This window comes from Myxococcus sp. CA056, from assembly GCF_013336715.1.
Taxonomy (GTDB): domain Bacteria; phylum Myxococcota; class Myxococcia; order Myxococcales; family Myxococcaceae; genus Myxococcus; species Myxococcus llanfairpwllgwyngyllgogerychwyrndrobwllllantysiliogogogochensis.
On the sequence record NZ_JABUMT010000002.1, the window covers coordinates 1480575 to 1506130 of the forward strand.

At 68.5% G+C, this 25556-nt stretch carries 24 protein-coding genes; 12 read left to right on the forward strand and 12 right to left on the reverse strand.

The window, feature by feature from the left end; all coding sequences use genetic code 11:
* Nucleotides 1–179: 179 nt before the first annotated feature.
* The 4 genes from HUA76_RS13445 to HUA76_RS13460 all read left to right on the forward strand — a co-directional run bounded on the left by HUA76_RS13445 (nucleotide 180) and on the right by HUA76_RS13460 (nucleotide 4886).
* Nucleotides 180–1847, forward strand: a complete 1668-nt coding sequence (locus HUA76_RS13445) for an RCC1 domain-containing protein (protein WP_174461052.1) — start codon at nucleotides 180–182, stop codon at nucleotides 1845–1847.
* Between the two features lie 127 nt (nucleotides 1848–1974).
* Nucleotides 1975–2634, forward strand: coding sequence for a site-2 protease family protein (locus HUA76_RS13450; protein ID WP_141642973.1), 660 nt, complete (start codon nucleotides 1975–1977; stop codon nucleotides 2632–2634).
* Between the two features lie 180 nt (nucleotides 2635–2814).
* Entirely contained in the window at nucleotides 2815–4044 is a 1230-nt protein-coding gene (locus HUA76_RS13455; protein ID WP_174461053.1) for a DUF1501 domain-containing protein, read from the forward strand.
* 32 nt (nucleotides 4045–4076) lie between these two features.
* Complete coding sequence (locus HUA76_RS13460; RefSeq protein WP_174461054.1) at nucleotides 4077–4886, forward strand: alpha/beta hydrolase; 810 nt, start codon at nucleotides 4077–4079, stop codon at nucleotides 4884–4886.
* 46 nt (nucleotides 4887–4932) lie between these two features.
* Here the strand turns inward: HUA76_RS13460 and HUA76_RS13465 are convergent, their stop codons facing one another.
* The 4 genes from HUA76_RS13465 to HUA76_RS13480 all read right to left on the reverse strand — a co-directional run bounded on the left by HUA76_RS13465 (nucleotide 4933) and on the right by HUA76_RS13480 (nucleotide 6928).
* On the reverse strand, nucleotides 4933–5373 hold the full coding sequence (locus tag HUA76_RS13465) for a CBS domain-containing protein (protein ID WP_217439553.1): 441 nt from the start codon (nucleotides 5371–5373) through the stop codon (nucleotides 4933–4935).
* Nucleotides 5374–5551: 178 nt separating this feature from the next.
* Nucleotides 5552–6085, reverse strand: a complete 534-nt coding sequence (locus tag HUA76_RS13470) for an SRPBCC family protein (RefSeq protein WP_174461055.1) — start codon at nucleotides 6083–6085, stop codon at nucleotides 5552–5554.
* Nucleotides 6078–6560, reverse strand: a complete 483-nt coding sequence (locus HUA76_RS13475) for an SRPBCC family protein (RefSeq protein ID WP_174461056.1) — start codon at nucleotides 6558–6560, stop codon at nucleotides 6078–6080. Before HUA76_RS13475 ends, HUA76_RS13470 begins: the two co-directional genes overlap by 8 nt.
* Nucleotides 6557–6928, reverse strand: coding sequence for a helix-turn-helix transcriptional regulator (locus tag HUA76_RS13480; RefSeq protein WP_141642978.1), 372 nt, complete (start codon nucleotides 6926–6928; stop codon nucleotides 6557–6559). Before HUA76_RS13480 ends, HUA76_RS13475 begins: the two co-directional genes overlap by 4 nt.
* Before the next feature lie 112 nt (nucleotides 6929–7040).
* Between HUA76_RS13480 and HUA76_RS13485 the strand changes: the two genes are divergently transcribed.
* The 3 genes from HUA76_RS13485 to HUA76_RS13495 are packed head-to-tail and all read left to right on the forward strand — an operon-like array spanning nucleotide 7041 to nucleotide 9687.
* Nucleotides 7041–7925, forward strand: coding sequence for an S-methyl-5'-thioadenosine phosphorylase (locus HUA76_RS13485; RefSeq protein WP_174461057.1), 885 nt, complete (start codon nucleotides 7041–7043; stop codon nucleotides 7923–7925).
* Nucleotides 7922–9028, forward strand: a complete 1107-nt coding sequence (mtnA, locus tag HUA76_RS13490; RefSeq protein WP_174461058.1) for an S-methyl-5-thioribose-1-phosphate isomerase — start codon at nucleotides 7922–7924, stop codon at nucleotides 9026–9028. The genes HUA76_RS13485 and mtnA overlap by 4 nt, the downstream gene beginning before the upstream one ends.
* A 32-nt stretch (nucleotides 9029–9060) precedes the next feature.
* Nucleotides 9061–9687, forward strand: coding sequence for a class II aldolase/adducin family protein (locus tag HUA76_RS13495; protein ID WP_174461212.1), 627 nt, complete (start codon nucleotides 9061–9063; stop codon nucleotides 9685–9687).
* An 8-nt stretch (nucleotides 9688–9695) separates the two neighbouring features.
* Here the strand turns inward: HUA76_RS13495 and HUA76_RS13500 are convergent, their stop codons facing one another.
* Nucleotides 9696–10907 (reverse strand): metallophosphoesterase, encoded by a 1212-nt coding sequence (locus HUA76_RS13500; protein ID WP_174461059.1) that lies wholly within the window; start codon nucleotides 10905–10907, stop codon nucleotides 9696–9698.
* Between the two features lie 183 nt (nucleotides 10908–11090).
* The gene (locus HUA76_RS13505) at nucleotides 11091–11627 is read right to left on the reverse strand and encodes an FHA domain-containing protein (protein ID WP_174457910.1); all 537 of its coding nucleotides are present in this window, start codon (nucleotides 11625–11627) and stop codon (nucleotides 11091–11093) included.
* A 311-nt stretch (nucleotides 11628–11938) separates the two neighbouring features.
* On the opposite strand from HUA76_RS13505, the gene HUA76_RS13510 reads away from it, so the two are divergent.
* From HUA76_RS13510 to HUA76_RS13525, 4 genes are all read left to right on the forward strand, one after another.
* Entirely contained in the window at nucleotides 11939–12292 is a 354-nt protein-coding gene (locus HUA76_RS13510; RefSeq protein ID WP_174461060.1) for a hypothetical protein, read from the forward strand.
* A gap of 272 nt (nucleotides 12293–12564) precedes the next feature.
* Nucleotides 12565–14592: a hypothetical protein gene (locus HUA76_RS13515; protein WP_174461061.1), complete on the forward strand. Its 2028-nt coding sequence runs from the start codon at nucleotides 12565–12567 to the stop codon at nucleotides 14590–14592.
* A gap of 260 nt (nucleotides 14593–14852) precedes the next feature.
* Entirely contained in the window at nucleotides 14853–15155 is a 303-nt protein-coding gene (locus HUA76_RS13520; RefSeq protein WP_174461062.1) for a hypothetical protein, read from the forward strand.
* On the forward strand, nucleotides 15152–15610 hold the full coding sequence (locus HUA76_RS13525) for a hypothetical protein (RefSeq protein ID WP_174461063.1): 459 nt from the start codon (nucleotides 15152–15154) through the stop codon (nucleotides 15608–15610). The genes HUA76_RS13520 and HUA76_RS13525 overlap by 4 nt, the downstream gene beginning before the upstream one ends.
* Nucleotides 15611–15663: 53 nt before the next feature.
* Here HUA76_RS13525 and HUA76_RS13530 read toward each other — a convergent pair whose 3' ends face one another.
* The 3 genes from HUA76_RS13530 to HUA76_RS13540 form a co-directional block, all read right to left on the reverse strand.
* Nucleotides 15664–17295, reverse strand: coding sequence for a long-chain fatty acid--CoA ligase (locus HUA76_RS13530; RefSeq protein ID WP_174461064.1), 1632 nt, complete (start codon nucleotides 17293–17295; stop codon nucleotides 15664–15666).
* Nucleotides 17296–17396: 101 nt separating this feature from the next.
* Entirely contained in the window at nucleotides 17397–18434 is a 1038-nt protein-coding gene (locus HUA76_RS13535; protein ID WP_141645032.1) for a 6-phosphofructokinase, read from the reverse strand.
* A gap of 78 nt (nucleotides 18435–18512) precedes the next feature.
* Nucleotides 18513–19940: an amidase gene (locus tag HUA76_RS13540; RefSeq protein WP_174461065.1), complete on the reverse strand. Its 1428-nt coding sequence runs from the start codon at nucleotides 19938–19940 to the stop codon at nucleotides 18513–18515.
* Between the two features lie 207 nt (nucleotides 19941–20147).
* Between HUA76_RS13540 and HUA76_RS13545 the strand changes: the two genes are divergently transcribed.
* Complete coding sequence (locus tag HUA76_RS13545) at nucleotides 20148–20891, forward strand: glucosamine-6-phosphate deaminase (protein ID WP_174461066.1); 744 nt, start codon at nucleotides 20148–20150, stop codon at nucleotides 20889–20891.
* Here the strand turns inward: HUA76_RS13545 and HUA76_RS13550 are convergent.
* The 3 genes from HUA76_RS13550 to HUA76_RS13560 form a co-directional block, all read right to left on the reverse strand.
* Nucleotides 20885–22546 carry a von Willebrand factor type A domain-containing protein gene (locus tag HUA76_RS13550; RefSeq protein WP_174461067.1) on the reverse strand — a complete coding sequence of 554 codons (1662 nt, stop codon included), beginning with the start codon at nucleotides 22544–22546 and terminating at the stop codon, nucleotides 20885–20887. The genes HUA76_RS13545 and HUA76_RS13550 overlap by 7 nt on opposite strands.
* A gap of 251 nt (nucleotides 22547–22797) precedes the next feature.
* Nucleotides 22798–24114: a zinc metalloprotease gene (locus HUA76_RS13555; protein ID WP_141645035.1), complete on the reverse strand. Its 1317-nt coding sequence runs from the start codon at nucleotides 24112–24114 to the stop codon at nucleotides 22798–22800.
* 525 nt (nucleotides 24115–24639) lie between these two features.
* Nucleotides 24640–25548: a transglycosylase SLT domain-containing protein gene (locus tag HUA76_RS13560; RefSeq protein WP_174461068.1), complete on the reverse strand. Its 909-nt coding sequence runs from the start codon at nucleotides 25546–25548 to the stop codon at nucleotides 24640–24642.
* Nucleotides 25549–25556 lie beyond the last annotated feature (8 nt).

Below are 25556 nucleotides of genomic sequence, written 5' to 3' on the forward strand. Positions count from 1 at the left end.
ATTTGCCTGTATTGCCGTAATTTTCGGCCTTGGCTTGGGTGTCTCACGGACCGCCCGGTCCCAATCGAGTCAGGAGCTTCCTTGTGAAGATGTTTCATCCGAGACGGTGCGCCGGAAGTACATCCATCGAGTCGCCTGCGGGGTGCCCGGATTCACGCGCTACCTTGCGTGTCGCGGTGATGTCCATCGTGGTGGGGCTGATGGGCTGTCAGGTCGGGGGGGGCGACGAAGAGGTCGCGGGCCGCGAGGAGGCAACCTCCACCGAGGTCCTGCTGGAGCGACATCCGCGAGACTTTCCGGTGGCCAGTGGCTATGTGGATGCACGAGGCGTCGAACACCACCTGAGCGCCAATGCCCCCACCGGTCGCACCGTGAGGGCGCAGGTGGACTACCCGGGCTGTGAGTTCGACTACGCCGATACCTCCAGGCCGTCCTACCGTGGCTACACCGTCACGGGGAGCAACGGCGTTCGCAGCGTCCGCGTATCATGGTTGCAGCCTGTCCCGGCCGACATCGCGCTGCTGCCGGGTGCGAGTGGCTCCTATGCGCGGACCCGACTCACCCAGGCACCTGGATGCGGGACGAACAGTGCCTACACGACGGCTCCGCTGAGCGTTACTTTTCTCAACAGCTACACGGATACCCTCACGGGTCTGGTCGTCAATCGATACGAGGTCTCACACACCTTCCAGGTCAGTGATGTGGACTTCGAGCAATACGCCGGATTCTCATCCACGTTCCGGCTCATGACCGACTGTGGAGGCCTGGGCGCCGTCTTCCCCCAGACGCAAGCAGATGTCTTCTCTCCCCAGTCATTGCTGGCCGCGGGGGATGATACTTCGCTGGCGGTGCGAGCCGACGCCAGTATCTGGGGCGCGGGCTATAGCGGACATGGCAGCCTGGGGAACGACTTCCCTCCGGACCACTCCGCGCAGAATCCGCTGCGAGTGTCGGTGTTGAGTTGCATGAAGACGGTGTCGACCTCGAACCTGAGCGTAATAGGGCTGCGTTCCGACGGCACGGTCTGGGGATGGGGCAACAACTTCTTTGGCCAGCTGGGCATCGGAACCGAATCCTCTGCCCACTACACTCCCACGCAGGTGCAGAACCTCACCAATGTCCGAATGGTTTCGGCAGGTCCCTTTCATTCCCTTGCGCTGCGCTGGGATGGAACCATCTGGGCTTGGGGGGCGGGTTACTATGGGAAGCTTGGGACTGGAACGGAGGACTCCACCAGTGTCCCTGTCCAGGCAACGGCCCCCACGGGGCTCATCTCGGTGTCGGCGGGAAGCAGGTTCAGCATGGCCTTGAGGTCCGATGGCACCGTCTGGACCTGGGGAATCGATGGCACGACGCCGCAGAGCAATCTCCCCGTGCAGAAGCCGGGACTGAGCGGTGTCATCTCCATTTCAGCCGGGAATGCTCACGCGTTCGCACTCAAGTCGGATGGCACGCTCTGGGCCTGGGGGAGTAACAGCAACGGTGAACTCGGTGATGGCACGACGGTCTACCGGAATACACCCACCATGATTCCAGGCCTCGTCGACATCGTCGCCATGTCAGCGGGGTCGCGTCATTCGCTCGCGCTCAAGGCGGATGGCACGGTCTGGGCTTGGGGGTTGAACGACAAGGGGCAGTTGGGGGATGGCACGGTCGTCACGCGGCTCTCACCGGTGCAGGTGTCCGGATTCGAGCGAGGGGTGGCGGTGAAGGCGGGCTTCGACCATTCCCTGGCCATGCGTGCCGATGGTGCTGTCTTCACCTGGGGCGCCAACACGCACGGACAGGCCGGCAACGGAACGGAGGGCAACCAACACCTCACCCCGATTCTCTCGTCCTTGCGTTGATGGATGCGTGAATCAGCGTGCCTCCCGCCCAGCCACCTACCCGAGGTGGCTGGGACCTCGATGCATGGCGCTCGTCTGGACCGACCCAGGGCGCGAGTTCCTCGTGAAAGAGGATAGACTTCCAGCCATGGACAGAGTCGCCCTCTTCTTCTGGCTGTGGGTGCTGTTCCTCGCGGTCAACGTGATGTGGGCGCTTGCGCAGGCGGTGGTGGCGAGTGCCTTCGGGGCTCGACCGCTCGCGGTGCGGATTGGTTATGGGCCCCAGCTGGTGGCGTGGCGCATGGCCGGTATTGGCTGGAGCCTGCATCCCATCACCCTGGGCAGCTCCGCGTCGTTCGTGCCGGAGCAAGACGACGCTTCGCCCGAGCCGCCGCTCAAGAGCCGGCTGCTCAAGCTGCCTCCGCCGCTGCATGCGCTGGCCCTGGCCGTCCCCTGGTACGTGCAGATTGGCGTCGCCATGGCGTGCCTGGGCCCCGCGGAGGGCTTCCATCAGTTCACCGAGGGCTTCCCCGCCGTGTTCAACGTCGCCGCGCTGCCGGGCCGCGTGGAGCGCTTCGTCGGGTTGCTGCGAGAGGGCGAACTGGTGCGCGCGTGGGGCATCATGAGCGCCCGGATGGCGGCCCTCAACCTGCTCCCCATTCCCTCGCTGGCGGGGGGCTACTTGATGCTCCTGCCCTGGCGCGACAAGTCCCCGACGTGGGTGCGCCCGGTCGCCGCCGTATTGCTCGCCGTCTCGCTGGTGTGGGCCGCGTGGGTGGCGTCGCTCTTCGTCCGGGCGATTCTCTGAAGACCCGGTCGCGCTGGGTCCTCCGGGTGGGTCTGGAGGAAGGGAAGTGGGGACCCTGACTTGTGGCCGGGGATTCGGCACGGACGCTCGTAACCTCCGCCCGGGTCCGGTGTTGTGTCGCTTGAACGGCCCCGCGGAATGGACAGGGCCGCCTTTCACTCGCCGGAGCCGCGCAAGCCCATGAGTCCGCTGCTGTCTCGACGCCTCCTGCTGCGCGCCCTGGGGCTCTCGGGCGTGGGGCTGGCTTTCGCTCCAGCGCTGTCGGGCCGCGCGCTGGCCGCCCCGTCCTCACGGCGCACCCTGGTGACGGTGTTCCTGCGAGGCGGCGTGGATGGTCTCTCCCTGGTGCCTCCCGTGGATGACGCGGCCTATCACCGCGCGCGTCCCACGCTGGCGCTGCGCAGGACCGGGGAGGGCGCCGCGCTGCCGCTGTCGGGCCCCTTCGGATTGCATCCCCGGCTGGAGGCCTTGCTGCCCCTTTGGAACGAGGGCCACCTTGCGGTGCTGCACGGGGTGGGGCTGCCCACGCCGGTGCGCTCGCACTTCGACGCGCAGGACTTCGTCGAGTCGGGGACGCCGGGCCGCAAGTCGACGCCCGATGGGTGGCTCAACCGCGCCCTCGGTGTCGAGGAGTCCGCCGCGCCGCTGCGAGCCGTGGCCCTGCAAGCCACGTTGCCCCGCGCGTTGTTCGGTGACGCGGGCGCGCTGGCGATGGGACGGCTGGAGGAGTTCCGCCTCCGCGTGGGCAAGCGAGGCGCCGAGGCGACGCGCGGCTTCGCGGCGCTCTACGCGGGCGCGGTGGACGAAGCGTTGCGCACCACGGGCCAGGGCGCCTTCGACGCGCTCTCCCAACTGGACGCGGAGCACCTGTCACGACTGCCGCCGACGTCGGGCGTGGAGTATCCGCGCGGCCCGCTGGGACAGCGACTGGGGGACATCGCGCGGCTCATCCGAGGCGACGTGGGCCTGGAGGTCGCCGCGACGGAGATGGGCGGCTGGGACACGCACGCGGCGCAGGGCGCGGCCACGGGCACCTTCGCCAACCGGTGCGCGGAGCTGGCGGGCGCGCTGGCCGCCTTCGCGCGGGACGTGGGGCCGCTGCTGGAGCGGGTGACGGTGGTGGTGCTGACGGAGTTCGGCCGCACGGTGCGGGAGAACGGCAGCCGGGGGACGGACCACGGCGTGGGCAGCGCGATGCTGGTGCTCGGTGGCGGCGTGAAGGGTGGCCAGGTCCACGGCCGCTTCGAGTCGCTCACCCCGGACCGGCTCCAGGACGGGCGGGACGTGCCCGCGTGGACGGACGTGCGCGCGCCGCTGGCCGAGGTGCTGCGCGCCTGCCGCCCTGGCGTGGACTTGACCCGGGTGTTCCCCGGCTTCACGCCCGGCGCGCCGCTGGGACTCTTCGCGTAGCGCGGCTCGAGTTCGTGCAGACTGGAGGGGCCATGGTCCGGCCTCGTCGCGTGCTCGTCATCCTCGTCTCCATCTTCGCGGTCGCCTACCTCGCCCTGTGCCTGGCGGCCTTCGTGCTCCAGCGCCCGTTGATATACCCGGCGCCCAAGGCCCCCATCCCGCTGCCGGCCGAGCTCGGCTTCCGGCACCTGCCACTGCCAGGAGACACGTTCGTGGACGTGCTCCATCTCCCCGCGCCGCCCGGCGCCCCGACAGTGGTGCACTTCCATGGCAATGGAGAGCAGCTGTTGGGTCAGCTCGACCTGGGCACGGTGCTGAACCAGAACGGGCTGGGCTTCCTGGCCGTCGAGTACCCGGGATATGGCGCGTCGCCCGGACAGCCCACGGAGCAGGGCATCTACGCGGCGGCGGAGGCGGCGCTGGCGATGCTGCGAGCGCAGGGGGTGACGCCGGAGCACACCGTGCTCAGTGGCCGCAGCCTCGGCACGGGCGTGGCGGTGGAGATGGCGCGCCGGGGACACGGCTCGCGCATCATGCTGGTGGCGCCCTACACCTCTCTCACGGAGATTGCGGCGCAGGTCTTTCCCTTCCTCCCCGCGTCCCTGCTGGTGAGGGACCGCTATGACTCCGCGTCGAAGGCGCCGGACATCACCTTGCCGGTGCTCATCATCCACGGAGAGCAGGACACGCTCATCCCGGTGGAGATGGGGCGCAGGCTGGGCGCGCGCTTTCCCAGCGCCACCGTGGAGACGGTGCCCGGGGCGGGCCACAACGACGTGTTGGAGAAGTCAGGCCCCGACCTCGTGCGGCGCATGGCCGTGTTCGCCCTGGGCGGAACCTGAGCAACGCCCCGAGGCGCGTGAGTCCACCGCCCCCCGAGGTGTTTCGTCAGTGGACCTGTGAAGGGGACTCGGTGTCGACGGACACTTCGCGCATCAGCTCCGCGGTCTCTTCCGCCTTGAGCTGCTTCACCAGATCCGCCTGCGCCACCATGCCGCAGACGGTGCCGTCGTCGTCGAGCACCACCATGCGGCGGACCTGGTTCTGCTCCATCAACTCCAGGCAGTCCTCCAGGCTGGTGTCTCGATACACCGTCGCCGCGGGCATGCTCATCGCATCGCTCACGTTGAGCATGTAGGGGTCCTTCCCCTTCGCGATGATGCGACAGGTGATGTCGCGGTCGGTGATGACGCCGATGGGCTTGTTGTCCACGTCGATGACCGGCAGGGCTCCGCAGTCACACTCCACCATCCACCGCGCGGCCTGCTCGATGCCGGTGTCGGGCAGGCAGGTGACGGGGTTCTCGGACATGACTTCTTCGACGTTCATGGGGGCCTCCCGGGGCGAGTGTCTCTCCGCCTCAAGGTGGGCCTCTCCTTGGAAGGCGACAGCGGGAGACCCGGGTGTTCGCCGTTCGGTCGGCCCGGGATGCGGGGGCGCGGTTCGAGGACCGGACAGCGGTGGGGCAAGGGTCCGAGCCGATGAAGGGCCCCGGACCCCTTGTCCCTCAGTCGCGCGGAAGCCGCTGCTCGTATTCGGCTTCCAGGCGGGCGTGCGTGGACCAGAAGCCTCGGGGCGCACGGCCGGAGAGCTGGTCGTCGAGGATGCCCAGGTGGGTGTCCCAACCGCTGGCGACACTGACCCTGTCCGCGCGCGTGGTGAGCCGTCGGTGCGTCAGGACGAGCAGCACCTCGGTGCCGCGCTCGCTCAGCTCGAATGTCACCTCGGAGGGTGCGCCCGTCTGCTCGGCCCAGGTGTAGCTCAGCGCGTGAGGTGGCTCGTAGCGGGTGACGTGGCCGAGGTGCCGATGGCCGTCGCGCATGACCTCGTAGCGCTTCGGCAGGGGCTCATGGGAGAGCGTGGAGTGGAGGAAGTGCAGCTCGACGCGGCCTCCCACGCGCGGCTCCAGCTCTCCGGCGGCCAGCCACTTGCCGCGCTTCTCCGAGTCGGTGAGGAACGCCCACACGCGCTCGATGGGCCCGGGCAGCACGCGCTCGATGCGCACCGTCTGGGGCTCCGTGACGATTCCGTACTCAGCCACGGTGGGGCTCCAGCGCATCGGGTGTGGCGAGCGCGCGCGTCAGGGCGGTGAGCATGGTGGCCCAGCCCGCCTGGGTCCGGTCGGCGTACTCGGCCCACTTGGACGACATGACGTGGGTCAGCGTCAGCTCGCAGCCGGTGCCCTGGGGACGAAACTCCAGGCTCACCCGGCTGATGTCCTCTTCCGCCAGGTCATCCTCCCGGATGGCCCAGGTGAAGACGAGGCGGTGGGGGCGGTCGACCTCGAGGTACGTGCCGATGTGGTCGATGTCCATGTCCCGGCGGCGAACGAGGAAGGAGAACGTGCCGCCCACGCGGGCATCGAGGTGGAGGTGGAGGACCTGCTCGTCGCGCACGCGCGGGCCGAACATCCACTGGCCCAGCAGCTTCGCGTCGACCCAGGCGTCGAAGACGCGCTCGACGGGTACGTCGAAGTGGCGCACGAGCTGGACCTGGATGGGGGCGTGGGGACTCACCGGGAGCGTCCTTTCTTGCGGGGGGAGGAAGGGGGCGTGGGCGCGTCCTCTCGGAGGAGGGCCTCCAGGACGTCGAGGCGCTCGCTCCAGAAACGCTCGTAGTACTGGAGCCAGTCCTTCACCTCCGAGAGCGGCTTCGCGTCCAGTCGGCAGACGTGCGTGCGGCCCTTCACCTCGCGGCGCACCAGCCCCGCGCGCTCCAGCACCTTGATGTGTTTGGACGCCGCGGCCAGGGACATCCGGAAGGGAGCCGCCAGCTCTCCGACGCTGCGCTCATGTACGGACAGGTTGCGCAGCATCGCCCGGCGCGTCGGGTCCGACAGCGCGTGGAAGGTGTTGTCGAGCTGGGCGAGACGTTGTTCAACCATGAGGTTGAATATAAGTCCGTGCGTGGGACTGTCAACCGACGAAGCCCGTGCCGCCGTGGGCCGGGGAGGCTGGTACGCTCGCCCGCGCCTTTCGTTTCCGGGAGAAGACCTCATGTCCGATGCCTCCCCGCCCGTCATCGGCATCATCGGTGGCAGCGGCCTGTACCAGATTGACGGTTTGAAGGACGTCACCTGGAAGAAGGTGTCCTCTGCCTTTGGCGAGCCCTCCGACGAGTTGTGCTTCGGCACCCTGGAGGGACAGCGCGTGGTCTTCCTGCCGCGCCATGGCCGGGGCCACCGCATCGCCCCGAGCGACATCAACTTCCGGGCGAACGTGGACGCGCTCAAGCGCAGCGGGGTGACGGACCTGCTCTCACTGTCCGCGGTGGGCAGCCTGCGCGAGGATCTGCCGCCGGGCGTCTTCGTGGTGGTGGACCAGTTCATCGACCGGACCTTCGCGCGGGAGAAGAGCTTCTTCGGCACGGGGCTCGTCGCGCACGTGTCCATGGCGAAGCCGGTGTGTTCGCGGCTGGGGGACGCGGTGATGGCCGCCTGCGAGAACCTGGGCGTGGCCGCGCGGCGGGGCGGCACCTATCTGGCCATGGAGGGACCGCAGTTCTCCTCGCTCGCGGAGAGCCGCCTGTACCGGACGTGGGGCTGTGACGTCATCGGCATGACGAACATGCCGGAGGCGAAGCTCGCCCGGGAGGCGGAGCTTTGTTACGCGACCGTGGCCATGGTGACGGACTTCGACTGCTGGCATCCGGACCATGACGCCGTCACCGTGGACCAGGTGGTCTCCGTGCTCCTGGGCAACGCGGGCAAGGCGCGCGGTCTGGTGAAGCAGGTGACACCGCTGCTCGGTGGACATGAGGGGCCCTGTCGCCAGGGTTGTCAGCGCGCCCTGGACCACGCGGTCATCACCGCGCCCGAGGCTCGGGATGCCGCGCTCGCGCAAAAGCTGTCCGCCGTGGCCGGCCGGGTGTTGAACCGATGAAGGTCCAGGGCAGGCCCATGCGCACCATCTGGCTGGAGCCCGACGGGCAGGCGGTGGGCATCATCGACCAGACTCGCCTTCCCCACGCCTTCGTCACCGCGCGGCTGGGCACGCTGGAGGAGGCCGCGCACGCCATCCGTGCGATGCGTGTGCGAGGCGCTCCGCTCATCGGCGCCACCGCCGCGTATGGCGTCTGGCTCGCGCTGCGCGAGGACGCTTCGGATGCGGCGCTGGCGCGGGCCCGCGAGGTGCTGGGCGCGACGCGCCCCACCGCCGTCAATCTGCACTGGGCGCTGGAGCAGATGCGCCAGTTGCTGGAGCCGCTGCCCGTCTCGGAGCGTCCGTCCGCCGCGAAGCAGCGCGCGGCCGAGCTGTGCGACGAGGACGTGGCCATCAACCGCGCCATGGGTGGGCACGGTCTGAAGTTGCTGGAGGCCGCCTGGGAGAAGAAGGGACGCCAGGGTCGGCTGGAGGTGCTCACCCACTGCAACGCGGGGTGGCTGGCGACGGTGGACTGGGGCACGGCGCTGTCGCCCATCTACCTGGCGCATGCCGCGGGCCTGCCCGTGCATGTCTGGGTGGACGAGACGCGTCCGCGAAACCAGGGCGCGGGGCTGACGGCCTGGGAGCTGGGACAGCACGGTGTCCCGCACACCGTCATCGCCGACAACGTGGGAGGCCACCTGATGCAGCATGGACAGGTGGACTTGTGTCTGGTGGGCACGGACCGCACCACGGCGCACGGAGACGTGGCGAACAAGATTGGCACCTACCTGAAGGCGCTCGCGGCGAAGGACAACGGCGTGCCCTTCTACGTGGCGCTGCCTTCGCCCACCATCGACTGGAGCCTGCGAGACGGCGTGCGGGAGATTCCGATTGAGCAGCGCGACGGCACCGAGCTGAGCGATGTCACCGGGCGACTGGCCTCGGGTGAGGTGGCCACGGTGCGGGTGACGCCGGAGGGCAGCGCTTCCGCCAACTACGCCTTCGACGTGACACCGGCGCGGCTGGTGACGGCGCTCATCACCGAGCAAGGCGTGTGCCCCGCCACCGAGGAGGGCCTGCGCTCGCTCTTCCCGGAGCGGGCGGGGAGGGCTTCGTGAGCAGTCGGGATGACCGCGCCTCGCGCGAGGCGATGATTACCACCTGCCGGAAGATGAACGCGGCCGGACTCAACCAGGGGACGTCCGGCAACCTGAGCCTGCGCGTGGCGGAGGGCTTCCTGCTGACGCCCACCGGCATGGACTACGACGTGCTGGAGCCGGAGGACATCGTCCTCATGCGCCTGGACGGGAGCCATGAGGGGCGCCGTCTTCCGTCGTCGGAGTGGCAGCTGCACCGGGACCTCCTGGTGGCGCGCCCGGAGGTGGGCGCGGTGCTGCATGCCCACTCCATGTTCTGCACCACGCTGGCCTGTCTGCGCCGGGGCATCCCCGCCTTCCACTACATGGTGTCCTCGGCGGGCGGCGTGGACGTGCGGTGCGCGGCCTATGCGACGTTCGGCACCGAGGAGCTGGCGCGACGCGTGCTGGAGGCGCTGGAGGGACGCAAGGCGTGCCTGATGGCGAACCACGGCATGCTCGCGCTGGGCGCGGGCCTGGCCCAGGCCTTCAAGCTGGCGGTGGAGGTGGAGACGCTCGCGGCCATGTACTGGCGGGCGCTCCAGGTGGGCGAGCCCGTGCTCCTCGACGATGAGGAGATGGCGCGCGTGCTGGAGAAGTTCAAGACGTACGGGCAGCAGTCGCCGCCCGGAGGTCGCTGAAGGCGCGCCTACGCCGCGCGCAGCGTGAGCACCGTCACCTCGGGCGGGACACCCAGACGGAAGGGCAGCCAGTGGCCGGTGCCGCCGGACACGTAGAGCTGGTGGTCCCCGCGCCGATAGCGGCCGAGCATGTACTGGAAGGCGAACCAGAAGGCGGGCACGCCGAAGAACGCCACCTGGCCGCCGTGGGTGTGGCCGGCGAGCGTGAGCCGGGCGCCGCGCTCGGCGGCGTGGTTGAAGAAGTCGGGATGGTGGGACAGGCAGAGGACGACTTCGTCCGAGGCGGTGTCCTGGAAGGCCTTCTCCGCGGACTGGCGCATGCGCTCGGCCTTCACGCGGTGGCTGCGGCCGGACATGGGGTAGTCCACGCCGACGATGCGCACGCGCTGGCCGCCGTGCTCGATGACGTGGGAGGAGTCCACCAGCAGCCGCACCGGGCCGCCGCGCTCCTGGGATTGGGCGTAGGCGCCGAGGACCTCGTCCAGGCCACGCCAGTGCTCGTGATTGCCGAGCACCGCCAGCATGCCGTGGCGGGCGCGGCAGGACTCCAGCGCGGCCATGGTGCCGTCGAGCTGGTCCAGGTCGTCGATGAGGTCACCCGTCATCACCTGGAGGTCGACCTGGGCCTCGTTCATCGCGGCCACCGTCTCGCGCAGGTAGTGGGTGTCGATGAAGGTGCCGACGTGGACGTCGGTGATTTGCCCGATGCGAAACCCGTCCAGCGCGGCGGGCAGGCCGGGCAGGCGCACCTCCACCGACTTCAGCGTGAAGCCCGTGGCGCCGCCCGCCAGGCCCACCGTGCTCGTCCCCGCCGCGAGCAACGGCACCGCGCGCCCCGCGTTCGTCAGCAGGCTGCGCCGGCTCATCCCACCCAGGGCGGGGGGTGGAGTGATGGGGGCAATCGCGTCGGAAGCGAGCGGGGCGGAGGGCACAAGCCCCGGGCTCTTCCTGTCCACCCACTTGCGCAGCAGGGCGATGGGCGTCCCGGCGAGCACGACGATGATGGCGGAGATGGACCACCCGACGGCGAGGATGCGCAGCGCGGCGGGCAGCTCCACGTGGGGGCCCGCCAGCAGGGGGAACAGCCACACGGCCAGGGACATCACCGAGCCGCCCAGCAGCACCCACCGCCGCCACCCACGCAACAGGTCGGGCCAGAGCGCGCGCAGCACGGCCCATGCGCCCACATAGACCAAGAGGAGAAGCAACGGCCTGACCATCCACACACTCCCACGCGCTGAAGAGCGGGAGTCATAGCGGCGACCCGCCTGCCTCGCCGCACGAAGTGGCTCAATGTAGGAGAGGACGGGGCCTCGCGCGAGCCGGGCTCGGCCGGGAGCAGGGGCGCGCCGGGCCGCCCTCCCTACGCGCAGGCCGGGTGTGGCATTCCCGCGAGGAGCGAATCAGCGGTGGGTGCCGGGGCTGGCCATGCGCAGGTGCGCGTGCAGCGTCTCCGTGCGCAGGTAGAGGAACTGGGCGTCGCCGAAACCCAGCGCGTCGCCGTCCGTGAGCAGGACCTCCTGCTCCGCGGTGAGCGACGAGGCGTTGACCCACGTTCCGTTCATCGAGCCCACGTCCTTCACCGAGCAGTCGCCCCGTGACTCGTGCCACTTCAGCGTGGCGTGGTGCTTGGAGACGGATGGGTCCGGGACGAGCAGCGTGCAGCCCTCCATCCTCCCCACGGTGAGTTCGTGGCCATCCATGGCGGGACGCAGGAAGTGGACCTCCAGCGCGTCGAAGCCCCGGAGCATGACGAAGAGGCGGTCCACCAGTCGGCTGCGATGGGCCATGCCCACGGTGCGCGCCTCACCCAGCCGCATCGCCACCTGCTGGAAGACAGGCTCGGGCGGCTGTTGGACAAGGACCACGGGCCCGGAAGCGTCGAGGAAGGCTTCCAGGGTTGCCAGGGCGAACGGGCGAAGTTGCTTCACGGACGGCATGGTGGCCGCAACTTAACCTGGAGGACGCGGTGGACGCTCGCGCCGTCCGCGCGCTCCAGGCTCCCGTCCACCAGACAACGCTCCTGTGCGAGGGCGCCGGAGCCCGCGCGACCAGGATGAGCGGAAGCTTTCACGACGGGCGTTCTCGCACCCAATCCATGCGCAGTGATTGCGGCGGGCTGTAATCCCAGACTCGGGAATGGGCTGAAAACATTTCAGATAGTGGCAATCAACGATAGAGGAGTAAATACAAACATTGCATATGGGCAGTGGGGCTCAGGTCGGTGAGCTCCATCACCAGGAGAACCCATATGAAAGCGCTGTCATTCATGGTGGTCGCGGGGCTCGCCGTTGGAATGCTCACGGGCTGTGGTCCCGAGACGTCTTCGCCCGAGGCCGTCTCCGGAGAGCTGGGCCCACGTTATGAGGCGACGCGCGCCGATGGCACGCCCGTGACGGTGCGGGATGCCTCGGGAGAGAACAACCTGAGCGCGCAGTCCATCGAGGGAGAGCGCACCCTCACCCAGGCGGCGTGCTGGGTGACGCTCCAGTGGTGTAGCGAGCCGGGCACCGGCGACATCGTCTGCACCCAGAACGGCGGCTGCACCACCGCGCAGTTCATCGCGGCGTGCATCTCGCTGGCTGAAGATATCTGCGGAATCTGAAACATCCGTGGATAGACAGCGTCAGTCCGTAATTCGGGCTGACGCTGTTCCGCTGCTTGCCTGATTCCTCTCACTTTCCGTGGGGCCTGACATGGTTCCAGGGAGGCGTGGGTGTGCGACATTGGGCAGCCGAGCGCGGGGCCCACGCACGCGGGGCATGCCAGGGTTGTGCGTGGTGCAGTGCGTCGTGAGACAAGGCTTTGCTCGGGTGACGTCTCCGGTTACATCCTCGTGACACAAACATCTGTGTTCGCACGAGGAGTCCTCGGACCATGTGGGAGCGAATGAAGAAGCGCGGCGCGTGGGTGCTGGCGTTGTCGTTGCTGGCGATGACCGCGTGTTCGGATTCGGAGGATGACGCGCCGCCGGACGCCGGGCAGGAGCAGCCCGACGGTGGCGGCACGCCCGACGCGGGGGACTCAGGGACGCAGCTGCCGGCGTTGGAGGTGCCTGAGGGCTGCAACCCGCTGGCGTCGGAGCACGACTGTCTGTTGCCGTACCCGTCGAACTACTTCCTGCAGGAGGACGCGGCGCTGCCGTCGGGTCACCGCGTGAAGTTGACCACGGCGGCGAAGCTGAAGATGAAGGACGGGACGCCCTTTGACTTCACGGACCTGCATCCGGCGGATGGCTATTCGCATGGGACGCAGATGCTCGCGCTGTTCCCGGGAGGCGTGGACGCGACGAACCTGCCGTCGGTGGCTCAGCCCACGGCGGCGACCACGGGCGCCACGGTGGTGCTGGACGCGGAAGCAGGCACGGGGGTGCTGCACTTCGCGGAGCTGGACCCGCGCGCGCCGGATGATGCGCACCGGGCACTGCTGGTGCGGCCGGCGGTGCGGCTGCGCGGTGGCGCGCGCTACATCGTCGCGTTGCGCGGGCTGAAGGCGAAGGACGGGACGGCCGTGCCCGTGCCGGAGGGCTTCCGTCGAATCCGGGATGGGCAGACGGCGGGAGACCCGCTGCTGGCGCCCCTGGCCGCGCGGTACGAGGCGGACATCTTCCCGGCGCTGGAGGCCGCGGGTGTGGCGCGCTCGGAGTTGCAGCTCGCGTGGGACTTCACCACGGAGACGGAGGAGAACGTCACCCGGGACATGATGGACGTGCGGCGGCTCGCGATGGAGGCGCTGGAGGCCACGCCGCCTGTCGTGACGGTGACGGAGGTGAAGGACGAGGTGGACGCGAACATCTTCCGCCGCATCAAGGGGACGCTGCGGGTGCCGCTCTTCACGGAGACGGCGCAGGCGGGGGCGCTGCTGGCGCGTGACGCGCAGGGGCGGGTGAAGCGCAATGGCGAGGCGGAGGTGCCCTTCACGCTCCAGATTCCGCGGAGTGTCTGGGGCCAGTCGGTGGCGCCGGTGCGCTTCCTCCAGTACGGGCACGGCTTCTTCGGCAGCCAGGGCGAGTCGGACGGCTCGTTCGTCCGGCCCTTCGTGCAAGCGACGAAGATGGTGGTGATGACGGTGGACTGGTGGGGCATGTCGCAGGCGGACGCGCCGGGGGTGATTGGCGCCATGTCGCAGCAGCCCGCGCAGACGCTGCGTTTCACGGACAGGGTGCACCAGGGCATGGTGAACCAGATGGCCGTCACCTACGCGGCGCGGACCACGTTGAAGGACCTGGCGGAGCTCAAGGACAACGGGGTGCTCGTGTATGACCCGGACCAGACGTACTTCTACGGCATCAGCCAGGGGCACATCCTGGGTGGGACGTACGTGGCGCTGTCGCCGCACATCTCACGGGCGGTCTTCAGCGTGGGTGGGGCGGACTTCTCGCTGATGATGTTCCGGGCGAAGCCGTTCGCGATGTTCCTCCAGGCGATTGCGGCGGCGGTGCCGGACGCGTTGGACCAGCAGAAGTTCGCGGCGCTGACGCAGACGAGCTTCGACCGCATCGACCCGATTACCTATGCGCCGCACGTGGTGACGACGCTGTACACCGGTGGACCGGCGTCGCGTCGGGTGTTGGTGCAGTACGGGCTGGGGGATGCGCAGGTGCCCAACGTGGCCACGGAGCTGCACGCGCGGGCGATGGGGCTGACGCAGCAGTTGCCGGCGGCGTGGCGGGTGCCGGAGCTGCCGGTGTTCGAGGGCGCCATCGACAGCGCGGCGCTGGTGCAGTTCGACTTCGGGCTGCCGGCGCCGCTGCCGGGCACGGTGGCGGACCTGCCGGCGCAGGACAATCCGGTGCATGAGGGCGTGCGGCGCAACGTGAAGGGCCGCGAGCAGGTGGACCTCTTCCTGCGGCCGGACGGCAAGGTGGAGACCACCTGCGGCGGCGTCTGTCTCGGCGCCAACTGACGTCAGGCTCTGTCCGGCCAGGGCGTGGTGCTTGCAGGAATCACGGTCCGCGCTCATGCGATGGGCGCGGACCGTCCAACCTGTGAGACTGCATGCGTCCCTCTATCGAAGCGACTTCCTCGTCCCGTCCTCCTCCGATTCCACGAACTCCGGTAGGGAGTAGACGCCGCGACCTGGGGGGTGAGAAACAGGGCTCGGACCTCGCGCCTGTACGGGCTCCCGTCCGTCGGGGCGGCGCACGGCCTCGTCAGGGAGGATGCATGACACGGTACTGGCTCTCGTTCGACCTGGGGCTCCGGGGGAACTACGACGACCTCTACAGGTGGCTGGCGAAGCTGGAGGCACGCGAGTGCGGTGATGGCATGGCGACCTTCACGACGGCGCTGACGCCCACGCAACTCAAGCGCGCCCTCAAGCCCATCATCGGGAAGAAGGGCCGCGCCTATCTGATTGGGCCCGACAAGGATGGGAAGTGGAGCGGGAAGTGGCTGTTCGGCAGCAGGCGTCCAGCCTCCTGGGTCGGCTACTCCGAGGTGGCGGGAGAGGAGCAGGACGACGCATGAAGGTCTGCGTCGATGCCTGTTTCCTCATCGCGCTGTACGACTCGCGGGACGGTCTGCACGGTGTCGCGGAGGCCCTCTTCGAGAAGCTCTTCGACTCGGCCACGCATGAACTCGTCGTCCCCTGGCCCATCCTCTATGAAACGGTGTCGACCCGGATGGCCCGACGCAGTGACTCGCTGGGGCTGCTGGAGCGGGACTTGAAGCGCTTGCGACAGCGAAACCGGTTGTCGATGTTGTTCGACCGCAAGATGCGGGAGCAGGCGCTGGGCGAGTGCTTCGAGGAGCTGAAGAAACAGGGAGGCAGCTACCGCGCCTTGAGTCTGGTGGACCGGGTGGTGCGCCTGATGCTGCTCAACCCGAAGAACCGGCTGCACGCTCTCATCACCTTCAACCGAGGTGATTTCGAGGATGTGTGCCGGAGCCGGAAGATTCAGCTCATCGACCAGCACGGCTGAGCCCTGGACCCACCGCCTCGTCGCGAGGACGGCGGGTCCGGATGCCGTTCAAATCACCCTGTGGCGCTCTTGAGCAGGTGGTCGCCGTAGTCCTCGCGCAGCTTCGTCTTGAGGAACTTGCCGGTGGATGTGCGGGGAATCTGGGCGATGAAGAGGTAGTCGTCCGGCAGCCAGAATTTGGCGAACTGCTTCGCCAGGTGCTCGGCCAGCTCCTCTTTCGTCGCCGCCTGTCCCGGCTTGAGCACCACCGCCGCCAGCGGGCGCTCGTCCCAGCGGGTGTGCCGCGCGGCGAACACCGCCGCCTCCAGCACCGCCGGGTGGCTCATCAGAGCGTTCTCCAGCGCCACCGACGAAATCCACTCGCCGCCCGACTTGATGACGTCCTTGCTCCGGTCGCAGATGCGGACATACCCATCCGCGTCCAGCGTGACGACGTCGCCCGTCTTGAACCAGCCGTCCGCCGTGAAGCGGTCCTGGCCCTCGCCGCCGTAGTACGAGCCCGCAACCCACGGTCCGCGCACCTCCAACTCGCCCATCGTCGAGCCGTCCCACGGCAACGGCTTGCCCTCCTCGCTCATCACCCGCGTCTCCACGAACGGCAGCGCGAAGCCCTGCGAGCCCTGCGCCGCCAGCTGCGTCTTCGCGTCCGCGTGGCGAAGCTCCTGCTTCACCTTCGCCATGGTGCCCACCGGGTTCATCTCCGTCATGCCCCAGGCGTGCGTCACCTCCAGCCCGTGCCGCTGCCGGAAGCCGTCAATCATCGCCGGGGGCGCCGCCGAGCCCCCAATCAACATGGTCCGCATCGCGCTCAGGTCCCACTTCTTCGGGTCCTGGTCCAACAGCGCGAGAATCCCCAGCCAGATGGTGGGCACACCCCCCGCCACCGTCACCTTCTCCGTCGCCATCAACTCCAACAGCGACGGCGGGTCCAGGTGCGGCCCCGGCATCACCATGCGCGCGCCGGTGATGATCGCGTCGAAAGGGAGTCCCCACGCCGCCGCGTGGAACATGGGCACCACCGGCAGCACCGAGTCCGCCTCGCCAATGCCCGTCAAATCCTTCATGCAGCACACCAACGTGTGCAACACGATGGAGCGGTGGCTGAACAGCACACCCTTCGGGTTGCCCGTCGTCCCCGACGTGTAGCAGAGCATCGCCGCGCTGTTCTCCTCCAGCGTCGGGAAGTCGAAGTCCACTGACTCCTTCGCCAGTAGCTGCTCGTAGTCCAGCATCCCCTCCGGCGCGGGCCCCGCGTCCGGGATGACGATGACGTGGCGGATGCTGGGCACCTGCGCCGCGAACTTCTCGAACAGCGGCAACAGCGAGCGGTCCACCAGCACCACCGAGTCCTCCGCGTGCCGCGCGATGTAGGCCAGGTCGTTCGGGTGCAGGCGCAGATTCAGCGTGTGCACCACCGCGCCCATCGCCGGAATGCCGAAGTACGCCTCCAGGTGCCGGTAGTGGTTCCAGCTCAGCGTCGCCACCCGGTCGCCCGCCTTCACCCCCAGCCGCGTCAGCGCGTTCATCAACTGACACGTGCGCCGGTGGAAGTCCGCATAGGTATAGCGGTGCGTCGTCTTGTCCGGATTGCGGCTGACGATTTCCGAGCGCGGGAAGTACGTCCGCGCGCGCTCCAGGAAATGCGTCAGGGTGAGCGGGAAGTCCATCATGCGTCCTGGAAGCATCGGCACCGTCCCTTCACTGCGAGGGGTAGGCCACCGATGCTACCGGATGCGCACACGAGCCAGCGTCCCGCGTCATGCGGCTCGTTTGTTATCGCACTGCGTCAGCCGAAGAAGACCTGGGCGACCTCGAAGAACTCCTTGGGCACCTTCTTGAGCTCCTTCGTCGCGGCGGACAGGTCCACGCTGATGATTTCGTTGCCCTTGAGCGCGGCCATCTTCCCGAACTCGCCGCGGGCCACCATGTCGCAGGCGTGGACTCCGTAGCGGGTGGCGAGCACGCGGTCATGCGCGGTGGGTGCGCCGCCGCGCTGGATGTGGCCCAGCACGGACACGCGCGTTTCGAAGCCGGTGCGGCGCTCGATTTCGTGCGCGACGATGTTGCCCACGCCGCCCAGGCGCGGCCGGCCTGCTTCGTCCAGCGCGCCGCTGGTGACCAGTTGCTCGTTCTGGTCCGCCGCCAGTTTGATGCGCGTGCCTTCCGCGACGACGACGATGGAGAAGGTGCGCCCGCCCGCGTGACGGCGCTGGATGTGCTCGGCCACGCGCTCCAGGTCGGCGGGAATCTCCGGGACGAGGATGACGTCCGCGCCGCCGGCGATGCCCGCGTAGGTGGCAATCCAGCCCACGTGCCGGCCCATGACCTCGCAGACGATGACGCGCTTGTGGGACTCGGCGGTGGAGTGCAGCCGGTCCACGGCCTCCGTGGCGATGGCCACGGCGGTGTCGAAGCCGAAGGTGAACTCCGTGCCGTTGAGGTCGTTGTCGATGGTCTTCGGCACGCCGACGATGCGCAGCCCCTCTTCCGACATGCGCGTGGCGGCGGACAGCGTGCCCTCGCCGCCGATGGCGATGACGGCGTGGATGCCATTGCGTTCAATGGCGCGCTTGACCTTCTCCAGCCCGTTCTCGACCTTGAAGGGGTTGACGCGCGAGGTGCCGAGGATGGTGCCGCCCCGGTGGAGGATGCCGGAGGTGGTCTCCCGCGTGAGGCGGAAGTGGTTGTCCTCGAGCAGGCCCTTCCATCCGTCTCGAAGGCCCATCATCTCGAAACCGTGGGCGGTGGCGCGGCGGACGATGGCGCGGATGACGGCGTTCAGGCCGGGGCAGTCACCCCCGCCGGTGAGCACGGCGACTTTCATGGGGAAGGTTGTATCGCGCCCGGCGCCATGCGTGCTCGCGAAGTTTGCCCGAGCGCTCTCCGAAGGACGTGGCGACCCCTAGCCGAACACCGAGGGGCGCCGGTGCGTCCAGGGGTGCGCCGACTCGAGCTGCGCGGCCAGCCGGAAGAGGGTGGCCTCGTCGCCGAATCGGGCGATGAACTGGACGCCCACAGGCAGCCCCTCCGGGCTCCAATGGAGGGGCACGCTCATGGCCGGGTTGCCCGCCATGTTCGCCATGGGGCAGTAGGGCGTGAAGGCCGCCGAGCGGAACAGCGGAGCGAGCGGCTCGTCGGGCGGGGAGGCGAAGGTGCCCAGCGTGGGCGCGGGCTCGGTGACGGTGGGCAGGAGCCACACGTCCACGTCCTCGAAGCGTCGGGCGAAGGCGCGGCCGAAGCGCAGCACTTCCGCCTGGGCGTGCAGGTAGGCCGTCAGGCCCTGGCTCAGTCCGAACTGGTAGAGCGCCCAGGTGAAGGGCTCGAAGTGCTCGGGCTCCGGGGTGCGGCGCATGCGCCGGCCCAGGCCCTCGATGCTGTTCACCACGCTGGCGGCCCAGGCCGTCATGAAGTGCTGTCCCAGCTCCTCGTCGCCCGGTATCTGCAGGCTGCCTTCGATGACGGAGTGGCCCAGGCCCTCCAGCAGCCGGGCGGTGGCGGCGACCGCGGCCAGGCACTCCGGGTGGACGGGGGCGCCCACGGCGTTGCGCAGCGTCAGGCCGATGCGCAGGCGTCCAGGTGGCGCGCCGACCTCCATGCTGTAGGGCCGTGTCTTGGGCGGGGCGATGTAGGGCGCGCCCAGGTCGGGGCCCTCGGTGGCGTCTAGCAGGGTGGCGCTGTCTCGCACCGTGCGGGTGAGGGCATGCTCGCCCACCAGCCAGTGGACGCTGTCCGTCAGCTCCGGTCCGGTGGGGTTGCGGCCCCGGCTGGGCTTGAGGCCGAACAGGCCGCAGCTCGACGCGGGGATTCGGATGGAGCCGCCGCCGTCGGAGGCATGCGCGAAGGGCACCATGCCGCTGGCCACCGCCGCCGCGGCGCCGCCGCTGGAGCCTCCGGGCGAGCGCGTCACGTCCCACGGGTTGCGACAGGGGCCGTGCAGCGCGCCCTCCGTGGTGGGCAGGAGGCCCAGCTCCGGCGTATTGGTTTTTCCCAGCACGACGAGCCCCGCGCGCAGGTGGCGCTTGACCAGCTCACTGTCGTGGTTCGGCGAGAAGTCCTTCGTGAAGCGCGAGCCGAAGCTGAGCGGGTAGCCCTCCTGCGCGGCGAGCAGGTCCTTGAGCAGGAACGGCACGCCGGTGAAGGGGCCCTGGGGAAGGGGCGCCTTCGCCCGCGCGCGCGCCGTGTCGAACTGCGTCTGCACGACGGCGTTGAGCTTCGGGTTGCAGCGCTCGATGCGAGCGATGGCCGCGTCCACCAGCTCCAGCGGCGTGACTTCCCCGCTGCGGACGAGCTCGGCCTGGGCGGTGGCGTCGAGGCTGACGAAGGGGTCCATCCGTCGACTCTACCGCTTTCCTCGTCGACACCTTCGCATGCGGGCCGCCACGCATGACGCGTTGCGTTTGTGCGGTATCGGAAAGAGACAGTTGCAGCAGTTGTCACAGACGCGCCTCGTGGTGAACGCGTTCCTGACTCAGGGCTCGTGTTGGAGGTGGGGCTTCTATGCTCGTGTGCGCGCCTCTTTCGCGAGCGGAGAGCCTCCTTGCACCTTCGAGTCTTCGAGTCCGAGCAGGACGCGGCCGTCGCATGCGCCGCGCGAGTCCGCGAGGCGGTGACGTCTCATCCGTCGCTGGTGCTGGGGCTGCCCACGGGGCGCACGCCGCTCAACGTGTACCGGGAGCTGGTGGCGTTGCATGAGCGCAAGGCGGTGGACTGGTCTCGCGCGCGGACGTTCAACCTGGACGAACTGCTCGGGGTGTCGGCGGAGGACGGGGGCAGCTTTCGCGCGTACATGGACCGGCACTTCTTCCGGAAGGTGAACCTGTCGGAGGAGCGCATCCACTTCCTCGACGGCACGGCGCCGGACGCGGAGGTCGAGTGCGCGCGCTACGAGGCGGAGTTGGTGGCGGAGGGTGGGCTGGGGTTGGTGCTGCTGGGCATTGGCGCCAACGGGCATCTGGCCTTCAACGAGCCCGCGGAGCAGTTGCAGGCGCGCTGTCACCGGACGCGGCTGAGCCGGGAGACGCGGGAGGCCAACGCGATGCTCTTTGGTGATGACCCGAGCCACGTGCCGTTGGAGGCGCTGACGTTGGGAATGGGGGCGCTCATCCAGTCGCGGCGCGCGATGCTGCTGGCGTTCGGCGAGGGCAAGGCGGAGGCGGTGAAGGCCATGATGGAGGGCCCCGTGACTCCGCGCTGCCCCGCGTCGTTCCTGCAACTGCACCGCGACGTGGAGGTGTGGTTGGACAGGGCCTCGGCGAGCGCCCTGTCGGCGCGGACTCAGTAGCGCGTCGAGTTCGCGTTGCGGACGAGGCGCGGCGACATCAGCTCGCGCAGCTTGCCGAGCAGGGTGAGGAACTCCTCGCGGTCCTCCTGGCCATCCACGGCATCTTCGGCGAGCGAGTGGATGCGCGCGAAGCCGCGGTCATCCGTCGGAGTGGTGCCGCGCAGGAGGTCCGCGGTGCCGGCGACGGCGAGGGCGAAGCGCAGGTCGGAGGAGGTGGTCGACAGGGACTCGCGCACCTGGTGGCGCGGCAGGGTGAAGCGTTGCTCGGCGACCTCGGAGTCGCCGGGCTTCTTGGCGCGCACGCGGACGGTGGCCACGGTGGAGCCTTCTCCGGTGAGGTCCAGTTCGTAGAGCGCGGTGACGGTGTGGCCCGCGCCGATTTCGCCCGCGTCGACGGCGTCCTTGCGGAAGTCGTTGTCGGCGATGGCGCGGTTCTCGTAGCCGAGCAGCCGGTAGCCGCGCACGGCGGTCGGGTCGAACTCCACCTGGATTTTGACGTCCTGGGCGATGACCTCCATGGTGCCGCCGAGCTGTTCCTGGAAGACGCGGCGGGCCTCGCGCTCGGAGTCGATGTAGTAGCAGTTGCCGTTGCCCTTGTTGGCCAGGCGCTCCATCAGGTCATCGCGGTAGTTGCCCATGCCGAAGCCGATGGTGGAGAGGGTGACGCCTTCCTTCACGTAGCGGCTGATGCTCTCCAGCATGGCGTCCGCCGTCTGGTTGCGGCCGAGGTTGGTGTCGCCGTCGGTGAGGACGACGACGCGGGAGACGCGGTTGGCTCCGGCCATGCGGACGGCGTGCTGGTAGGCCAGCTCCAGGCCGCTGCCCATGGCGGTGCCGCCGCCGGAGGAGAGGCCGTCGATGGCGGCTTCGATGATTTTGCGGTCGCGCGCGGGCGTGGTGTCCAGCACGGTGCGCACGTCACCGGCGTAGGTGGAGATGGTGACGGTGTCGGCGGGGTTGAGGCCGGCGACGGCGAGCTTCATCGACGTCTTGGCGAGCTCCAGCCGGTCCTCGCCGTTCATGGAGCCGCTGGTGTCCACGAGGAAGACCAGGTGCGTGGGCTTGCGCTGGGCCTTGGCGACGTGGCGGCCCTGGAGGCTCACCTTGAGGATGTGCTGGCTGAGGGCGAAGGGGGAGGGCGCGGCTTCGAGCGCGACGTGGAAGGCGCCCTCGTCGGGGTTGGGCTCGGGGATGCGGTAGCGGAAGTAGTTGACCCATTCCTCCACGCGGACGGTGTCGGCGGAGGGCAGCCGATCGCCCTTCACTGCGCGGCGGAAGAGGGCGTAGGAGGCGGTGTCCACGTCCACGGCGAAGGTGGAGAGCGGGTCGTTCTCGGTGCGGGTATAGGCGTTGGAGGCGAGGCGCTCCGTGCGCTGGCTAGGGGCGGGGGCCTCGGCGTAGGCGCCGGAGTTGAAGTGGCGCATCGGCTTGCGCTGGAGGGAGTCGACAGAGGCGGTCGCGCCGTCGTTGCCGTACGCGGTGTTCTCTCCGAAGGTGCGCATGCTCTTCCTGTAGGCCACGTCTGGGTTGCCGGCGAGCGCCCCGCAGGTCGCGCCGAAGTACTTGCGGATGTTGTCGCCGAACAGGGTGACTCCGGCCACGAAGGCGAGCGCTGCGGACAGCAGGGCGAAGGTGACCTTCAAGGACTTGCTCATGGAGCCTCGGGGAGTGGAAGGAGTCGTCATGCGTGAGCTACTCGTCGCACGAGTGCTTCACGCCGCGCGTCCGTCATTCGCCCGAGGTCGGTCAACGGGAGGAGGTCGGTCATCCGACCGATGCGACCTGCCCGAACGCGGGAGCCCCGTGGTCAGCGCACGCGGGGCTCCTATCTCAGGGAGTTCGACGGGGTATGTCCCTCGTCAGGGAGAGGGGCGCTTCCCGAAAGTCGCCTCTCGCCACGGCCAGCTCAGGGGTTGATGGTGAAGCTCAGCGCCCCGTACATGAGATGAGACATGGGGCCGGAGCCCGAGTCGACACCGTAGATGTAGACCTTGTGCGGCTGCCCATCTCGGAGCGCCGTCGGCACGGTGATGGTGAAGCCGTGGTTTCCAGCCACGCCGTAAATCTCGTTGATATAGCCGTTCGCCTCGTTCGCGGTGACCTGTGTATATGAAGCGCCACTGCCAGCGGCTCCGTCCCAGTAGGCTCGCACTTGAATTGCCGAGCTAGGGGTGTCGGAGTCGTACGCCCCGCCATAAATGGTGGACGTAATGGTGTGCTGCCACAGCCCTTCGTATGTATAGCCGTTCACGGTGCCCAGGGTTCCGCGTAGACTTGAATAGAGATTAGCCATGCGGGCGACCTGCCCACTCGTGAACTCCCACATGCAGATGTCGTCGGTGTACCCCATGTAGTTGCGGACCGGATCCGTTCCAGGCATCGACGGGCAGCTGTCCACTGTCTGAGCGGGGCACCCCAACCAGGCATCGTCCATCGCAGGCGTGTCGCTGACCTCATCCCCGACGGAAGAACAGCCATTGCGCCAGGGGTGATACAATCCCAGCCAGTGCCCGGCCTCGTGGACTGCAGTCATCCCTTGGTCGTAGTAGAGTTCCGTTCCACCCGGAAACGAGTTGTAATGAACGACCACCCCATCCAGTACGGCACCGTTGGTGCCAGAGAGCTGGGCGGGATTCGTTGCCCATCCCAGCACCCCGGCCCCAGGCGCCATGGTGTAGATGTTGAGTGTCGTTGCGCCGCCCTGGTGGAGCGCCTGCTTCATCGCCAGTTCGTTTGCGGACGCGGGAGTGGCAGGAGTGAGGTTGAACCACGTGCCATTCGTGGTGCGCGTCACTCCTCGCTTCACGAAGTTGAAGCGACTCGAAGCCAAAGCCGTGGCATCGCCGTAAGCATCGTTCAGTTCGCGGATCTGTGCATCCAGCCAGGCTTCGGGCACATTCCCCTGTGACAGGGCAGGGCCGCTTTGGATGACGTGAAACCAGACGTCAATCGTCGTGAGCCCCACGAGACTTGTGGCGCGCAGTGTCGACGGATCTTCTTCCGTGGTTACCCGCATTGCTTCCGTTTGTGCGGCCGTCGGCTCAGGCGTGCCACATCGCGCGCGGCTGAGAATCTTCTCCTTCGACGTGTTGCATCCCTCCGCGGAGTTGGACGCGGAAACTGACTCGGGACCTGGATTCTCATCGACAGGGCTACAGGCAGAGAGCGTCAGCCATGCAGCGGCCACGCTTGCATGCATCGACAGACTGGCATGTCTCGTCATTGACTTTCCTTGGGTGTGCGGACGTCGCCGATGCTCCCGGTTTGTTCTGGGTCGGCCGCCGTGCCAGGAATGACATATGTCGAATTTCCCTCCAAAGCTCAAGCGTCAAGGATTGTTGATGTGCTCTGTAAAATTACAGACACTGTCGTGCTTGAAATTTCCGGCGCATGCGCGGCGCGATGGGTGATTGAGAGGTCTGCCTGATTGCGGTCGGGCTAATCTCTGCCTTTCGTCAGTCATCAGGCTGTGCTGGCCTTCGTCCTCATCCAATTCGCAGCGATGAATCCATTGACGCGCAAGGGGTTGGACGATGGGGAACTCTGCGGCTGGCTTCTGGTCATCCGCGCCCAGCGCAGACCTTCGTGGCAACTCAACCAGAAATCCGACGAGGTACGGCTTCGGTGGTCGCATCGTTGGATTCTTCGCCCACCCAACTGAGCGGGCTCAACGAGGGCGATGCAAACGCCGCGTCAGCACCCCAGAGACCATTCCACCCAATCGCCTGTTCGGGAGCAGGGCTGCCCTTCAGCCCGGGCGAGTGTTCACCGTGACAGCGGGCTTCGCCTGCGTCGCGCGCGTCGGCGCTTTCGCGGGACCAGCCGCGCTCTTTGGCTTCGCCTTGGGTGCCACCGGTTTGGCGACGACCGCGCTGCGCGCCGGCGCTGCTGACACCTTGGCGACGACCTTGGGGCGCACGGGGGCCACCGGCTTCGCCGCCACCTTGGGCCCCGCCTTCTTGCTCACCGGCGCCACAGCGGGACGCACAGGCGCCACGGGCTTCGCCACCACAGCCACCACGGGCCGAGCACGCGCCGCCACCACGGGAACTGGACGAGGCGGCGGCTCCGGCGGCCGTGTCCGCACCCAGGCCGTGAGCACCTTGGGCACGTAGTACTCCGTCTCCCCATTCCTCGGCACGCGCCCATCCACCGCGCCAGGCCCCGCGTTGTACGCGGCCACCGCGAGCCTCACGTCCCGGAACCGCCGGAGCTGCTCGGCCAGATATCGCGCGCTCCCATCCAACGCGGGCGCCGGGTCGAACGGGTCCTCCACCCCCAGCATCACCGCCGTGGTGGGCATCAACTGCCCAGGCCCCATCGCGCCCGCCGGAGAGATGCGATGCACCCGCCCCTCCGACTCCACCAGCACCAGCGCCTGCAACAATCCCGCGGGCAGCCCGTGCCGCCGCTCCGCCCGCGCGATGAGCGGCTCCAGCGGCTCGTGCCCATCCAGCACGCACGACGGCCGGTGCGCCACATACGTGCGCAGCGCGTTCACCTTCATCTCCAGGAACGACAGCGACAGCGGCGACACGTGCGTGTCACCCAGCCACGCAATGGCCGTGTTGATGAGGACCACCGGCGTGACAGCCGCCAGCCCCACCCACGCCCACCACGGAATGCTGAAGCCACCCAGGGCCCGCTTGCGCGCCACACTCCACC

Coding starts and splice junctions, on each gene's coding strand:
- HUA76_RS13445 (WP_174461052.1), top strand. CDS start 180: ATGTCCATCGTGGTGGGGCTGATGGGCTGTCAGGTCGGGGGGGGCGAC.
- HUA76_RS13450 (WP_141642973.1), top strand. CDS start 1,975: ATGGACAGAGTCGCCCTCTTCTTCTGGCTGTGGGTGCTGTTCCTCGCG.
- HUA76_RS13495 (WP_174461212.1), top strand. CDS start 9,061: ATGATTACCACCTGCCGGAAGATGAACGCGGCCGGACTCAACCAGGGG.
- HUA76_RS13520 (WP_174461062.1), top strand. CDS start 14,853: ATGACACGGTACTGGCTCTCGTTCGACCTGGGGCTCCGGGGGAACTAC.
- HUA76_RS13525 (WP_174461063.1), top strand. CDS start 15,152: ATGAAGGTCTGCGTCGATGCCTGTTTCCTCATCGCGCTGTACGACTCG.
- HUA76_RS13485 (WP_174461057.1), top strand. CDS start 7,041: ATGTCCGATGCCTCCCCGCCCGTCATCGGCATCATCGGTGGCAGCGGC.
- HUA76_RS13530 (WP_174461064.1), bottom strand. CDS start 17,295: ATGCTTCCAGGACGCATGATGGACTTCCCGCTCACCCTGACGCATTTC.
- HUA76_RS13555 (WP_141645035.1), bottom strand. CDS start 24,114: ATGACGAGACATGCCAGTCTGTCGATGCATGCAAGCGTGGCCGCTGCA.
- HUA76_RS13540 (WP_174461065.1), bottom strand. CDS start 19,940: ATGGACCCCTTCGTCAGCCTCGACGCCACCGCCCAGGCCGAGCTCGTC.
- HUA76_RS13465 (WP_217439553.1), bottom strand. CDS start 5,373: ATGAACGTCGAAGAAGTCATGTCCGAGAACCCCGTCACCTGCCTGCCC.
- HUA76_RS13460 (WP_174461054.1), top strand. CDS start 4,077: ATGGTCCGGCCTCGTCGCGTGCTCGTCATCCTCGTCTCCATCTTCGCG.
- HUA76_RS13480 (WP_141642978.1), bottom strand. CDS start 6,928: ATGGTTGAACAACGTCTCGCCCAGCTCGACAACACCTTCCACGCGCTG.
- HUA76_RS13505 (WP_174457910.1), bottom strand. CDS start 11,627: ATGCCGTCCGTGAAGCAACTTCGCCCGTTCGCCCTGGCAACCCTGGAA.
- HUA76_RS13500 (WP_174461059.1), bottom strand. CDS start 10,907: ATGGTCAGGCCGTTGCTTCTCCTCTTGGTCTATGTGGGCGCATGGGCC.
- HUA76_RS13535 (WP_141645032.1), bottom strand. CDS start 18,434: ATGAAAGTCGCCGTGCTCACCGGCGGGGGTGACTGCCCCGGCCTGAAC.
- HUA76_RS13510 (WP_174461060.1), top strand. CDS start 11,939: ATGAAAGCGCTGTCATTCATGGTGGTCGCGGGGCTCGCCGTTGGAATG.
- HUA76_RS13550 (WP_174461067.1), bottom strand. CDS start 22,546: ATGAGCAAGTCCTTGAAGGTCACCTTCGCCCTGCTGTCCGCAGCGCTC.
- HUA76_RS13515 (WP_174461061.1), top strand. CDS start 12,565: ATGTGGGAGCGAATGAAGAAGCGCGGCGCGTGGGTGCTGGCGTTGTCG.
- HUA76_RS13455 (WP_174461053.1), top strand. CDS start 2,815: ATGAGTCCGCTGCTGTCTCGACGCCTCCTGCTGCGCGCCCTGGGGCTC.
- mtnA (WP_174461058.1), top strand. CDS start 7,922: ATGAAGGTCCAGGGCAGGCCCATGCGCACCATCTGGCTGGAGCCCGAC.